This is a genomic window from Enterobacter sp. JH25 (assembly GCF_021725435.1).
GTDB lineage: Bacteria > Pseudomonadota > Gammaproteobacteria > Enterobacterales > Enterobacteriaceae > Enterobacter > Enterobacter intestinihominis.
The window spans coordinates 2,445,171-2,458,699 of the sequence record NZ_CP091319.1; the positions used below are offsets into that span (position 1 = coordinate 2,445,171).

At 53.4% G+C, this 13,529-nt stretch carries 14 protein-coding genes; 1 reads left to right on the top strand and 13 read right to left on the bottom strand.

Annotation, left to right across the window (positions count from 1 at the left end; translation table 11 throughout):
- Nucleotides 1-2: 2 nt before the first annotated feature.
- From pgmB to pspA, 13 genes are all read right to left on the bottom strand, one after another.
- Nucleotides 3-668, bottom strand: coding sequence for a beta-phosphoglucomutase (gene pgmB / locus L2Y28_RS11750; RefSeq protein WP_022648295.1), 666 nt, complete (start codon nt 666-668; stop codon nt 3-5).
- The gene (locus L2Y28_RS11755) at nt 658-2,937 is read right to left on the bottom strand and encodes a glycoside hydrolase family 65 protein (protein ID WP_022648296.1); all 2,280 of its coding nucleotides are present in this window, start codon (nt 2,935-2,937) and stop codon (nt 658-660) included. The genes pgmB and L2Y28_RS11755 overlap by 11 nt, the downstream gene beginning before the upstream one ends.
- On the bottom strand, nt 2,931-3,989 hold the full coding sequence (locus tag L2Y28_RS11760; RefSeq protein ID WP_087878366.1) for a Gfo/Idh/MocA family protein: 1,059 nt from the start codon (nt 3,987-3,989) through the stop codon (nt 2,931-2,933). The genes L2Y28_RS11755 and L2Y28_RS11760 overlap by 7 nt, the downstream gene beginning before the upstream one ends.
- Nucleotides 3,990-4,000: 11 nt before the next feature.
- Nucleotides 4,001-4,789, bottom strand: coding sequence for a sugar phosphate isomerase/epimerase (locus L2Y28_RS11765; RefSeq protein ID WP_022648298.1), 789 nt, complete (start codon nt 4,787-4,789; stop codon nt 4,001-4,003).
- Between the two features lie 17 nt (nt 4,790-4,806).
- A complete protein-coding gene (locus tag L2Y28_RS11770) occupies nt 4,807-5,859 on the bottom strand; it encodes a zinc-binding alcohol dehydrogenase (RefSeq protein WP_022648299.1) in 1,053 nt (350 codons plus the stop codon).
- A 28-nt stretch (nt 5,860-5,887) separates the two neighbouring features.
- On the bottom strand, nt 5,888-6,730 hold the full coding sequence (locus tag L2Y28_RS11775) for a carbohydrate ABC transporter permease (protein ID WP_003856865.1): 843 nt from the start codon (nt 6,728-6,730) through the stop codon (nt 5,888-5,890).
- The gene (locus tag L2Y28_RS11780; protein WP_022648300.1) at nt 6,717-7,598 is read right to left on the bottom strand and encodes a carbohydrate ABC transporter permease; all 882 of its coding nucleotides are present in this window, start codon (nt 7,596-7,598) and stop codon (nt 6,717-6,719) included. Before L2Y28_RS11780 ends, L2Y28_RS11775 begins: the two co-directional genes overlap by 14 nt.
- Nucleotides 7,599-7,619: 21 nt before the next feature.
- Nucleotides 7,620-8,912: an ABC transporter substrate-binding protein gene (locus L2Y28_RS11785; protein ID WP_022648301.1), complete on the bottom strand. Its 1,293-nt coding sequence runs from the start codon at nt 8,910-8,912 to the stop codon at nt 7,620-7,622.
- A 13-nt stretch (nt 8,913-8,925) separates the two neighbouring features.
- On the bottom strand, nt 8,926-10,623 hold the full coding sequence (locus L2Y28_RS11790; RefSeq protein ID WP_022648302.1) for a sugar phosphorylase: 1,698 nt from the start codon (nt 10,621-10,623) through the stop codon (nt 8,926-8,928).
- A 184-nt stretch (nt 10,624-10,807) separates the two neighbouring features.
- The gene (pspD, locus tag L2Y28_RS11795; protein WP_022648303.1) at nt 10,808-11,032 is read right to left on the bottom strand and encodes a phage shock protein PspD; all 225 of its coding nucleotides are present in this window, start codon (nt 11,030-11,032) and stop codon (nt 10,808-10,810) included.
- Nucleotides 11,033-11,044: 12 nt separating this feature from the next.
- Nucleotides 11,045-11,404, bottom strand: a complete 360-nt coding sequence (gene pspC / locus L2Y28_RS11800) for an envelope stress response membrane protein PspC (RefSeq protein ID WP_006810819.1) — start codon at nt 11,402-11,404, stop codon at nt 11,045-11,047.
- Nucleotides 11,404-11,628, bottom strand: coding sequence for an envelope stress response membrane protein PspB (gene pspB, locus L2Y28_RS11805; RefSeq protein ID WP_022648304.1), 225 nt, complete (start codon nt 11,626-11,628; stop codon nt 11,404-11,406). The genes pspC and pspB overlap by 1 nt, the downstream gene beginning before the upstream one ends.
- 49 nt (nt 11,629-11,677) lie before the next feature.
- Entirely contained in the window at nt 11,678-12,346 is a 669-nt protein-coding gene (pspA, locus tag L2Y28_RS11810; RefSeq protein ID WP_022648305.1) for a phage shock protein PspA, read from the bottom strand.
- 151 nt (nt 12,347-12,497) lie between these two features.
- Here pspA and pspF point away from each other — a divergent pair, with 151 nt between their 5' ends.
- Nucleotides 12,498-13,490, top strand: coding sequence for a phage shock protein operon transcriptional activator (gene pspF / locus L2Y28_RS11815; protein ID WP_162882544.1), 993 nt, complete (start codon nt 12,498-12,500; stop codon nt 13,488-13,490).
- Nucleotides 13,491-13,529 lie beyond the last annotated feature (39 nt).

The window sequence follows — 13,529 nt, forward strand, 5'->3', positions numbered from 1 at the left end:
TATCAATACGCCCGGGATGCCCAGAACGCCGTCAGGCGTTCCCAGGTCAGTTCCTGCGTTGAATGAAGTTGTAATCCCGCATGGTTCAGGCCAGGCCCAATTCCGACCGACAGCATTCCTGCGGCGTTGATCGCATCTACCCCTGCGGCGGCATCTTCGATACCAATGGCCTCTTCAGGACGCACGTTCAGTCCTTTACAGGCTGCAAGGAAGATCTCCGGGTCCGGCTTTGAGCGGCAAATGCGCGAAGCATCGGCGCAAAAATCGAAAGCCTGATGAATACCCAACGCGTGCAAAATCCCAGGGGCATTAAGCGATACGGATGCCAGCCCAATTTTGACCTTCGCGGCGCGAATATCCGCCAGCACGTCGCGAATACCCGGGAGCAGCGAATCCTGCGTCAGTGATGCCAGCGACTGGACGTAAAGCGCGTTTTTTTTCGTTGCCAGCGCCAGGCGCTGCTCGTCACTAAACATCCCCTCTTTCCCGCCATGTTTCAGAATGCGCTGGAGGGAGTCCATACGGCTTATTCCCTTCAGCTGTTCGTTAAATACTTCATCGAAGGTAATACCAATCTCCTCCGCCACGGCGCGCCAGGCCAGAAAGTGAAGATGCGCGGTATCGGTGATCACCCCGTCCAGATCGAATACAACAGCGTTAAGCGTCATGGCGCCCCTCCGTGGTAGCGGTCCCATTGACAGGTGCAAGAAAGTCCTTATGTGCGCAGACTTTTCGCCCTGATACGTGCAGCGTTTTACCCCACAGCGTCAACGTGACAGGTGCGGTAGTCTCAATGGTTAACTGGTCATTTTCACAGGTAATGTGCATTGTTGCGTCCCGCCACCGCAGCGGGAAGGCGAGTTTCTGCCAGTGAACAGGCAGTTTCGGTGCAAGATGCAGCTCCCCTTCGCTAATGTGCAGGCCAGCAAACCCCTGAATAGCGCCCAACCAGATCGCACCGGTGGCGGCGGCATGAATACCGTCATCACTGCTGTGTGGGTCGTCCCCCAGGTCGATGGCGATACCGTCACGCCAGAAGGCATACGCCCCCTCGGTGTCACCGCAGCGTGCGAGCACAATGCCGTGAATGGCTTTACTCAGGGATGAATCATGAATCGTGCGTGGCTCGTAGAACGCCAAATTGGCGGCACATTGCTGCGGCGTAAACCGTTCCGGCAGCAGGTAGTTAAGCATCACCACATCGGCCTGCTTCAGGATCTGCATCTCGTTCACTTCCGCGCGAGAGTAATCAAGCAGAATGGTTTGCTTACCCGCTTTGGCTTTATAGCGGCTCAGATCGATGGCAGGTTTTGCCATGAAGGTATCATCCTGCGGGATCACACCGTCTGCGTCGGCCTCTGGCAGCCACAGGCGCGCCAGGAACTTCCCGGCATTCTCCGTAAAACGCGCATCTTCACGGCCAAACATCGCCATAAACTGACGCGCGCAGGCAACGTTGTGCCAGGCCAGATAGTTGGTGTAGGCGTTGTTGTTGACATGCTCGGTGTATTCATCCGGTCCGATCACGTCATGGATCTCAAGACGACCATTGATTTCCGTCGCGCGTCCCATCCAGAACGAAGCGGTTTCCATCAGTAGCGTCAGCCCCTCATTGCGCATAAAGGCATCGTCGTGTGTTGCCTGCCAGTAAGCGACCACGGCCCAGGCGATATCAGCCACGATGTGATGTTCAGCGAGTGCGGAAGCCACCTTCTGGCGAACCCCGGTGCGGATGTTAATGGCCGCGAATTCTGGCGTCTCTTCCTGTCCGCTGGCCGCACTTTCCCACGGGAACAATGCACCCGGCCAACCGTTACGGCGCGCTTTTTCCCGTGCGCCTGCCAGATTAAGCCAGCGATAGCGTAGCAGGCTGCGGGCAATCTGCGGGCGGGTAAACAGATGGAACGGCAGCAGGAAAATTTCGGTATCCCAGAAGACGTGCCCCTTGTACCCCTCACCCGTCAGCCCTTTCGCCGCAATACTGCTTCGCTCATCATGAGCAGGCGTCATTGTCGTCAGATGCCAGACGGCGTAATCCAGCGCCAGCTGATCCTGTTGCTCTGTGGAAGTCACTTCCACACGTGCGTCGCGCCAGACATCTTTCCAGGCATACGCTGAGCTTTCAAGCAACGCCTCATAACCTCTTGCCGCACAGACTTTAAGATCGGCCAGCGCGTTGCGCGCGAATGACTCCTGCGACAGCGCTTTCTCGCTACGGTGAGCCACCCAGACGATCTTCTCAAGCGTGACAGTGTCACCTCGAGCAATCGTCAGCGAATGATGCACGCTGAGACGGCGGTTTTTGGCGGTGAAACAGCTGTCGCTTTTCGTCGAGAGCTGGCAATACGCCGAAACCACAACCTCAGATGCACGGTCCTGCGTTTCATACACGCCCTGCATGTAGTGCTGGTCAAAGATCCTGACCGAGATTTCATCCAGATGCTGTCTGCCGCTGTTCGTTTGTGTCGCATCTATGCCGGTTTTCAGCACGGCCTGAGCGTCGCCATCAAGCGGTGTGATCGAGAACTGCATTGCCACTAAGGGCAACTGGTCCAGCGAAACAAAACGACGGCTCTCCAGCCGATAACGTTTCCCATCGGGTGCACGCCAGACAACGTTGCGATGCAGTTCGCCGTTAGCAAAGGCCAGCTCGCGCTGCCATTCAAGAATTTCGCCTGACAGGAGCGTGAAATTGACGCCATCAAGCTCAACATCAATACCGGTGATATCCGGCAGATTGACCAGCTCAGTAGTCTCGTTGCGACCCGCGCAATGATAAAGCCCCGCGAGATACATGCCTCTGGTCTGCTGGGTGTAATCTTCTTCATGCGTAGCGCGAATGCCCATGTATCCATTCCCGCATGTCATGACAGAGGCATATTTGTTCAGGCTGTGAGGACAAAAGCCCGGATCGTTTAATACAGACACGTTCAGCATAATGTCACGCTTTCCCCTGTTTCTGCTGATTCATAAAGCGCGGCAACAAGCTGTTGTATAACCAGACCCTGTTCTGCGTCAGCGATCATAACGTGCTCTCCCAGCACATGACGCACGAAGGCATCCATACTGCGCAGATGGCGCTGATCGTCCGCCTCTTCACGATGGAAAAGGGTTTCTAAAACACCGGCTTCGTCGTTATAGATATGCGCCGGGAACAGCGTTGCGCCTGCCTTTTCACCGCAGAAAGAGACGTTCATGATGGACTGCTCGCGGATGTTAAGCGCAAAGGAGGTGTCCAGACGCAGAACGCCGCCGTTGCAGAATTCAATCGTGCCAAACAGGGCATCTTCCACGGTAAACTGCGTAGGATCCCATTCGCCAAACTGACCGGTGTGTTTCCGGTTCCCCAGTCTCTGGAAGCTGTGCGCGGTTACCCGCTTCACAGCCGGGAAGCCCAACACGTACATCGCAGCATCCAGCATATGAATGCCGATATCGATAAGCGGCCCGCCACCCTGGAGCGATTTATTGGTGAAAACGCCCCACCCCGGCACACCGCAGCGACGCAGCGCCTGCGCGGAAGTGAAGTAAATTTCACCGAGTGTGCCGTTCATTACCGCATCGCGCAGGAGCTGGGTGTCCAGGGCAAAGCGATGATGAAAATCATACGCAAGGACTTTTCCTACCTTGCGCGCCGCGATGCGCATCTGGTCGGCCTGTTCCGGCGTCATTGCCGGCGGCTTTTCACACATCACATGGCAACCCGCTTCGAGAGCCGCCATCACATGTTCAAAATGGAATCGGTTAGGCGAACAGACGCTCACCACATCCGGTTTTACTTTCTGCAACATCTCGTGAGCGTCCTGCCATGCCGATGGAATGGCATAACGTTCCGCGAACGCCTGTGCCTGCTCAAGGCGGCTGTCCATGACAGCCACCATTTGAACATCACTGCGCGTGGCGTAATACGAGGCATGCACTTTGTCTGCAACCTGCCCGGCGCCAATGATGGCGACGCGCAGAGGCAAAGGTGTAGAAGCACTCATCACGCTCGTCATCCTTAGCATTCACGCAAGTAAGTGAGAGAGTCCTTATAGGCCTGAGCCGGATCGTCGGCACGCACCCGGCACTCGTACACGACGTAACCCTGATAATTATCGGCACGCAGCTGATCGAACAGGCTGGCGAAATCGAGGCTGCCGCTGCCCGGCTGATAGCGGTGGTTATCAGCAATGTGCACATGACCCAGCAGGTCGCGGTTGTGATGCAACGCTTCCGTCAGTGAGTCTTCTTCAATGTTCATGTGGTAGAAATCACCGATGATCTGCACGTGCTTCAGGCCGTTCTCTTCGATGTAACGACGCGCGTCGGCCAGGGTGTTGATCATATGATCCTGATAGCGGTTCAGCGGCTCCAGGTAGACGGTAGTACCGGTGCGCGCTGCTACCTCATCCAGCCAGCGCAGGGAAGCGCTGACCGCTTTGCGATCGCCATCCAGGCTACGTGGCGAAGTCATTGGCGGCAGACGGAAGGTAAACATCCCCCAGGCAGCCGGGACGATAATCCCTTTGCCGCCCACTTCTGCCAGCGCTTCCAGAATGCGTTCAATCTGCTGGAGACCGTTCAGGCGGCGTTCTTCGATGAAATCCCCGATCCAGCCATCGTATCCGCCACACGCCGTCGTAACCGGCAGACCGGTGGCTTTGATAGCGGCTTTCACTTCGTCGAGATGTTCAACCAGCAGCCGGCCATCTATTTCGTAGCCATCAAATCCCATCGCTTTGATGTATTTGAATTTTTCCATGATAGTGGTCGGGAAAAAGGCCTGGTTTTGTGTTGCGATTTTCATGATTTGCTGTCCTTAGCTTAAAAAGTAACGCCCATTTTGATACTGAGTTCCGGGTGCTGATCGACATACTTCATGTAGCTTTCCGGGCTGGTGGTGAAGGTGACGACCGGGTCGATCAGATCTTCACAATTGAGATAACCGTTCATCAGCAATTCCCAGCAGGTCTCTTCAATACGCTTGCGACTCCAGCGTGGATAATCCGGGTTGGGTTCACTGCATGCGCGGGAGAAGACAATCTTCGCGTTGTTGAAGTGTGCTTCGCGGACCAGGTTGAAGCCTGCCGCAAAAGGTTTGGCGAAAGCCACGTAAGAGATCGTGCCGCCGTAGGCGAGTCCGCGCAGCGCAGATTGCAGCGCATCTGCAAAGCCGCTGGTTTCGATGATCACATCAGCGCCCTGCTTGCCGGTCAGTTTCTTAATTTCAAGACCGACATCGGTACCGATTGGGTTCAGGCAGTGGTCTGCACCGTGACGGCGGGCGATCTCACAGCGATGTTCAATAGGATCGACACCAATAACCACTGACGCGCCAGCTTTTTTCGCCAGCTGAATCGCAATCTGGCCAATAGCGCCCAGCCCGACAACTACAACGAAATCCCCTACGCGGACGTTAGCATCACGCACGCCGCTCATGGCGAACTGAGCCGGATCGTAACAAACGGCGTTTTTCCAGGATGCGCCCTGCGGCATTTTGCGCAGCTTATAGTTGTTCACCGCGTTGACGATGACCGTTTCCTGCAATGGACCGTAGCAGCAAACGCTGTCGCCGATCTGGTATTCCGTTACGTCCGCACCACATTCGATGATGTCGCCGACGATCATGTTTCCCAGCTGGAATTTACCAAATTCGATGCCGCGTGCTGCCCCCTCTTCACGTGGGGTAAACATCTGCCACTCGGCGTTAAACTCTTCATCAATGAACGGGCTTGCCGCGCGGAAATCCACAACTTCGGTGCCGTGTTTCGGGGCGCCATAACGGGCACGAATCTTCACTTCATGTGCTGCAACAGGACGATCTTCGTATTCCACCAGCGCCGCTACACGAGGCGCTGTCGCAACTAATTTTTTCATGACTCACTCCTTGTTAAAATCGGCCGCCTCAGCCCTTTACGCCGCCGGCGGTCAAACCACTTTTAATAAAACGTTCAGACAGGGCATACATAATGACAACGGGCAGTGCGGTCACAAGCGATGCCGCCATCATGCGACCCCAGATGTAATCTGGCGTACTGAAGAGCGTGTTCAGCCCCACCGGCAACGTGAAGTTGCTGGCGCTGGACAGGAAAATGGAGGCGAACAGGTAGTCATTCCACGCCACCATGAAGCAGTAAACGAAGACTGACACCAGACCCGAGATCGCCAGCGGCACGGTGATGCGGAAGATGATTTGCAGGCGGTTCAGGCCGTCCATCATCGCGGCTTCTTCGATTTCGTCCGGGATAGTGTCGAAATAGCTGCGCAGCATAAAGACCGCAGTCGGCAACGTCTGCGTCACCATGGTGATGATCAGCGCCAGCTCGGTGTCATAAATGCCGAGCGCGGTGATGATTTTGAACAGCGGCACCACCAGCAGGATCCCGGAGAACATATAGACGGTGTAGAAGCTCGCATTGATCGTCGTGCGCCCTTTAAAGCGCAGTTTGGATAACGCATAAGCGCCCAGCGTACCGAGAAACACCGCAATGACAGAGGAGGTCAGTGACACCACCATGCTGTTACGGAAATAATCCACAAACGGGAAAATCAGCGGGTTAAAGATGTCGATGTAGTGCTGTAACGTCCACTCCTGCGGCAGGATAGTCGGGTGCAGTGAGATCGCCTCTTTCGCGCTTTTGAACGATGTCATCAGCATCACAAAAAACGGAAACAGCGTGATAATCAGGAATACCGCCAGTCCCAGATAAAAACCGATACGGCCCAGAACGCGTTTATTTGTTGCCATTGAGGTTTACCCTTTTTCTGGTCAGCAGAATGACAGCGAATATGATCACAAACAGCACAACGGAAATGGCGGCTGCTTTACCCAGGTCATTGAATGCAAAGGCGGTTTTGTAGAGATATACGCCCAGAATGTCGACCTTGGTGGTGAGCAGATAAACATCCGCAAACATGTAGAACATCCAGATGGTGCGCAGCGTGACCACCGTGGCCAGCACCGGCATGATGGCGGGCAACGTCACGATACGAAAACGCTGCCAGGCATTCGCCCCGTCCATCTCTGCCGCTTCGTACAAGGATTTATCAATGGTCTGTAGAATCGCGAGGAACGAGATAAAGGCATACGGGAAGTAACGCCAGATGGCGAACAGCACGACCAGGACAAAACTGCTGCCAGGGTTATCGAACCACAGCGGCGCCTGATCGTAGAGATGCAGCAGATCAACGCCAAGATAGTTCACAATTCCGTAGCCGTTGTTGAACATGTATTTCCAGGCAAATACCAGTGAAATAGACGGCGTCACATAGGACAGTATCACCAGTGAACGTGCCGTTTTCCGCATGCGGAATTCACGGTTAAAGAAGATCGCTACGGCCAGCCCCAGTCCGGTGCTGCCGATCACCACCAGCGCCGTATACCAGAACGTCATCCACAGGGAGTGCCAGAACGCAGCATCGCCCAGGATGCGAATGTAGTTATCCAGACCGACGAACACCGCATCAATACGCGGATTCAGCGGTAAACGTAAAAAACTGATTTCAATGTTAGAAATCATTGGCCAGGCCACCAGGCCCCCCAGCAAAATCAGGCTGGGGGCCAACAGCAGCATGGCGAAAGGCATATCTGAACGACCAGAAAACAACGTCTTCATAATTCCCTTCGCAAAGCGCTCCTATCGTTGTGATATCAGGTCAGTCAGCTTCTTCTGGCTGTTGCTTAACGTCGCACTGAGATCTTTTTGTCCCACCGTCACGTTATGCACCATGGAACTGATAATGCCGGACCCGGTAACATCTCCCATGCGGGTAAAGTTCTTGTCGCCCACGGCACCAAACACCTGGACGTTCGGGAACTGCGCAATCAGCTCGTAAGGCAGTTGACCAAAGGCCTTGATAACGTCGTTGTTTTTCCAGGAATCTGTGCCCACTACGAGTTTATTGACCGGTAGCGCGGCGCCCGGAGACATCATGACCCAATCAGAGGCGTTCTGAGCCTGCTCCATCCAGGTGACAAATTTCTCGGCGGCCTGCGTTTCCTCTTCGGTCTGGCCGGTAGTGATCGTCAACGAAGTGATCATGCCGTACACGGCTGATGATTTTTCCGTCGGGACCACGAACCCCAGGTTGGCCGGATTGCCATCTTTGAAGACCGCGGGCAGGATATAGGTAGAGTAAACGGCCATAGGCGCAGAACCGTTCATGAAGGCGTCTTTGATCTCCATGACATCATTCGAGCCCGGCATGGTGTTCGCGGCCAGTGCCCTATAAAACTCCAGCGCTTTCGACATCTCAGGGGTATCGATTTTCACGCTGCCGTTTGCATCAAAGACGTTAGCCCCTCCAGACAAAGCAAACTGCGAGAAAGCCTGCTCCGTCATGACGCTTTCTGCGGTTGGAAGCGCGATACCGTAATGTTTTTTCGCCGGATCGTTGAGCGCCTGACTGGCTTTCAGCAGTTGTTCCCAGTTGTGCGGTTCCTCGATCCCCGCTGCCGCGAGCGCATCTTTGTGATACCAGACGCCGGACAGCCAGGCGCTAACCGGCACCCCGGTCCATGCGCTGCCATCTTCCGTGCGAACAACGCGTAAAATACCGTCGTAAAATGTCTCCTCGCCCACCGCCTTGACGGCGCGGCCGATGGCGTCACGATCCAGCAACTGCTCTTTATCCATGACTTTGGCGTAGTCATGACTGATCTCTATCACCTCCGGTAGCGCACCGGTACGGGCCAGAGTAATAACCTTGGTGTTATAGGCATCTTCCTCAACGGGTACCTGTTTCACCGTTATAGTCGGGTTCTCTTTTTCGAATTTTTCAATCAATTTCGTGATAACGGCCTGACGCTCCTGTTCTACCGACGAGTGCATAAACTCAATGGTGACCTGAGATGCTTTATCGTCCTTACAGCCTGATAACAGGGCGCACGAAACCAGTGCTGATAACAGCACAATTTTTGGCATTTTCATTTTAGGGTCCTTTTTAGTTTTCTTTAATCCACATTACCTGCCATGGATTGAGGATCAGCTCCGTACCGCTAATATCCTGTCCTGATAATAATTCCTTACCAGAAAGCGTTTGTTCATATACGGTCTGCATTTTATTGCTAAAATTAAATAATGCTGTAATTCGCTCGCCATTTTCAGCAACACGAATAATTTTAAGAATTTGTTTACCCACTGCGTCGAAAGCAGCCTGACTATCCGGATGGAACGCCCTCTCGCCGCGACGAATAGCGATAAACTCACTCAAACGAGAATAAATTTGATAACGAATACTCTTCTTATTATTCAGTTCGCTATCAAGCTGCCCCGCCGTGTATTTTTTCCGGTTAATCGCGCGGTTATATCCGAGGCGTTCGACGCCTTCATAATCGTTCCGCGAACCAAGAATGCTCTGAATATAAACAGCCGGGACGCCTGGGAAACTTAACAACACAGCATGCGCGAGGAGGAACCGTGCAATACGTTCCTCATCTGAACTGTCTTGTAAACTTAACGCATCAAGATAGGTGACATTAATTTCATAAGGGCTTCGCGTTCCGTCAGGATTATTTTTCCAGTTGACCAGCGCGCCTTCCTGCTGAAGATTTTCGACCAACGAGAGGATCTCTGATTCCGGAAGAATGCCGCGCAGCGGATTCAAACCGATACCATCATGCGAGGCCAGGAAATTAAACCATGTAGTGTGTGAAGAAGGCAGTGCCAGCGACCCCGCCCATTGGCAAAGTGCTTTCACATCCTGACGATGAACGGCATGCAGCACCAGCGGAGGTAAGGAAAACTGATAGACCATCTGGGCTTCGTTTTCACCATCACCGAAGTAAGAGATGTTGTCTTTGTGCGGAACATTTGTCTCAGTAATGATCACCGTTCCAGGTGCCCCGGCGTCCGTAATGGCGCGGAACAGCTGGATAAGGCAATGAGTTTGTTCCAGATGGATGCAGGTTGTTCCCGGGATTTTCCACATAAACCCGACCGCATCCAGACGGATATAACGCGCCCCTTCCATGAGGTAATGGAGCAGAACGTCAACCATTGCAATCAGCACCTGCGGCGAGGCGAAATTGAGATCGATCTGGTCATCGCTGAATGTAGTCCATAAATGACGAACGCTGCCATCATTAAGCGTAAACGGCGTCAACAGCGGTAAAGCGCGTGGGCGCGTCACCGCGGATAAATCGGTTTCCGGGTCGATAGAAATAAAGAAATCTTCATAACCAGGCTTCTGCGCCAGATAATTAGCAAACCATTCGCTTTTCGCTGACATATGATTGCAAACGAAATCAAACATTAAGCTGGCTGACTGTTTTAATTCCGCGACATCGCGCCAGTTTCCCGTTTCAGGTGCAACGATATGATAATCAATAACGGAAAAACCATCATCTGATGACCACGGATAGAAAGGTAAAAGATGGACATGAGAAAAAGTACGAGAAAGCCACTCATTATAGAACCGGGTAAATACCGGCAATGCTTTCTCCCCTTTCGCGGAGATCTGATCGGCATAGGTAATCAGAACAACATCTTTTTCATCCCAGCCTGACTTACGCTTCTCCGTAATATTAACCGCCGCCTGTTGAAGCTTAGTTAATAACACGTCAAAGTGTGCATCTGAAAATGATTCACCGTAAATATGATTGATAAGGTATTTAATTTTTGCGTTCACATTATTTTCCATGGTAGCGGTCCCACGGAGTGGCAATCTACTCCCATGAAAAATATCTGTCAACGGACCTGGGGGCTGAAAAAGGCATTCTCAAAGCAGCGCAACGCAGTAATGTGAGCTGCCGCAAAGAAAGAGAAAAAGCAGAGGGGGAATTCATGCCCTCTCTCAGCGCGAGAAAGGGCTTATATGAGCGGGATTAGCGTGAAAAGTAGCGACGTGAAACGCGTTTTGCCAGTTTTTGTAACAGCGGCTCCAGGGCGACCGCCAGCAACATTCTGACCGGCTTACAGGCAACAGACTTGATCGCCCAGCCCGCCACACCAGCCGGACCATAACGTAACGCCGTCATCAGAACCAGTTTACCTGCGATTTTCAGGCCGGGTTTTACCTTCTGACCGGCCTGTTGCCAGTTTTGTTTCATGTAAGTTCTCTCTTAAAGCTGACGGAAACGACTTCTCAGCGTAAAGGTATCGGAGGTGACATAACGTTCCATCTCGCGCAATCGCTTCTCCCCTGCGCTCAGCTGTTCATCCACCGCGTTAAGAAGATCGCTGCTGGTTGGCGTGTTTTCCGCATCCAGTTCACCTTCCGGCATCGGATCAAGTACAAACGACAGAATGATGTAAGCCACCAGTGTAATAAAGGCCAGGCCAAAGAAAATCGACAATACGGTGACCACACGTACCAGTTTTACCGGGACATCCAGATAGTGTGCCAGCCCGGCGCAAACGCCCCGAACCATGCCCTGCTGCGGGATGCGCCACAGTTTTTTATTCAGATTTAGTCCAGCCATTAACGCTCCCTCCAGTTCGGGTGTTCCGCATCCAGGATGGCTTCCAGCGCCTGAATACGTTCGCGCATTTTGTTTGCCTCAGAAGAGAGCTGCGCCAGCCGCTGTTGCTCGCTTTGCGACAGCTCCCCGCGAGAAGAGCGGTTGCTGTAGTGCAGCCATAACCAGATGGGCAGAACAAACAGCACGAAAATTGTCAGGGGTATTGCCAGAAAAAGCGCGCTCATGTGTACTCCTTGTCTTGCGATGCGGCACGCTCAGGTGCCGCAGGATTTATTATTGGTGGTCTTGCTTCATTTTGGCTTTCAGCGCAGCCAGCTGCTCGCTAATTTCATCATCGGCTTTCAGGTCAGCAAACTGCTGATCCAGGGTTTTCTGCTTACCGATGCTGTGGCTTTCGGCTTCCGCTTCCATGTGGTCGATACGACGTTCGAACGATTCGAAACGCGCCATCGCTTCATCCAGTTTGCCGCTGTCCAGCTGGCGACGCACGTCGCGGGACGAACTTGCAGCCTGGTGGCGCAGCGCCAGCGCCTGTTGACGTGCACGGGTTTCGCTGAGTTTGTTTTCAAGCTCACCAATCTCTTTCTTCATACGCGTCAGAGTATCATCCACCAGCGTCACTTCATGTTCCAGCGTGGCCACCATGTCGGTCAGCTTCTGCTTCTCAATCAGCGCAGCGCGGGCCAGATCTTCTTTATCTTTGCGCAGCGCCAGTTCAGCTTTTTCCTGCCACTCGTTAAGCTGGGCAGTCGCCTGCTCAATACGACGCGTTAACTGCTTCTTCTCTGCCAGGGCGCGGGCGGAGGTGGAGCGTACTTCAACCAGCGTGTCTTCCATCTCCTGAATCATCAGGCGCACCAGCTTCTGCGGATCTTCTGCTTTCTCCAGCAGCGAGTTGATGTTGGCGTTCACGATGTCGGCAAAACGAGAAAAAATACCCATAATTCAATCCTCATAGTTCTGTTATCGGGCGATGCCCTGCTGAGTAGTTAATACAAAACCCATGCCAACTTTTTATCTTATTGATTTTACTGGGTGTGATTGATATTTATCCATCCAGCGGCTATTCTCACCTGGTGAATATCACTAAGGAGTGGTTAATTTCATCATGGCTGAATATAAAGACAATTTGCTTGGCGAGGCAAACAGCTTCCTGGAAGTGCTTGAGCAGGTATCGCGCCTGGCGCCGCTGAATAAACCGGTGCTCATTATCGGTGAGCGCGGAACGGGTAAAGAACTTATCGCTAACCGTCTGCACTTTCTGTCTGGCCGCTGGGACGGGCCTTTTATTTCGCTCAACTGCGCGGCGCTGAATGAAAATTTGCTCGACACGGAGCTTTTCGGTCATGAAGCCGGCGCGTTTACTGGCGCACAAAAACGGCACCCCGGTCGTTTTGAACGTGCCGACGGCGGAACGCTCTTTCTCGACGAGCTGGCGACCGCGCCAATGCTGGTGCAGGAAAAGCTGCTGCGCGTCATTGAGTATGGCGAACTGGAACGCGTTGGCGGAAGTCAGCCGCTTCAGGTTAACGTTCGCCTGGTGTGCGCCACTAACGCCGATCTGCCCGCGATGGTGGCAGAAGATAAATTCCGCGCCGACCTGCTGGACCGGCTGGCTTTCGATGTCGTCCAGTTGCCGCCGCTGCGTGAGCGGCGCAGCGATATCATGCTACTGGCCGATCAATTTGCCATTCAGATGTGCCGGGAACTGGGCCTGCCGCTCTTTCCGGGCTTCAGCGAACAGGCCACCGAGACCCTGCTCGGTTACCACTGGCCGGGGAATATCCGTGAACTGAAAAACGTGGTGGAACGGTCTGTTTACCGTCATGGCAGCAGCGAGACCGAACTGGACAACATTATTCTCGATCCGTTTCGGCGCGAGGTTAAACAGCCCCTTGCTCCGGCGGCGCGCCAGCATGATCCGGCGTTGCCGCTCGATTTACGCCAGTTCCAGCATCAGCAGGAGCAGCAACTGCTGGAACGGAGCCTGAAAGAGGCGAAATATAACCAGAAACGGGCAGCTGAACTGCTGGGTCTGACCTACCATCAGTTAAGGGCATTGCTCAAAAAACATCAAATGCGCTGACATTATCAGCACTTACCCCCAGACATTTTTACGAAGCAG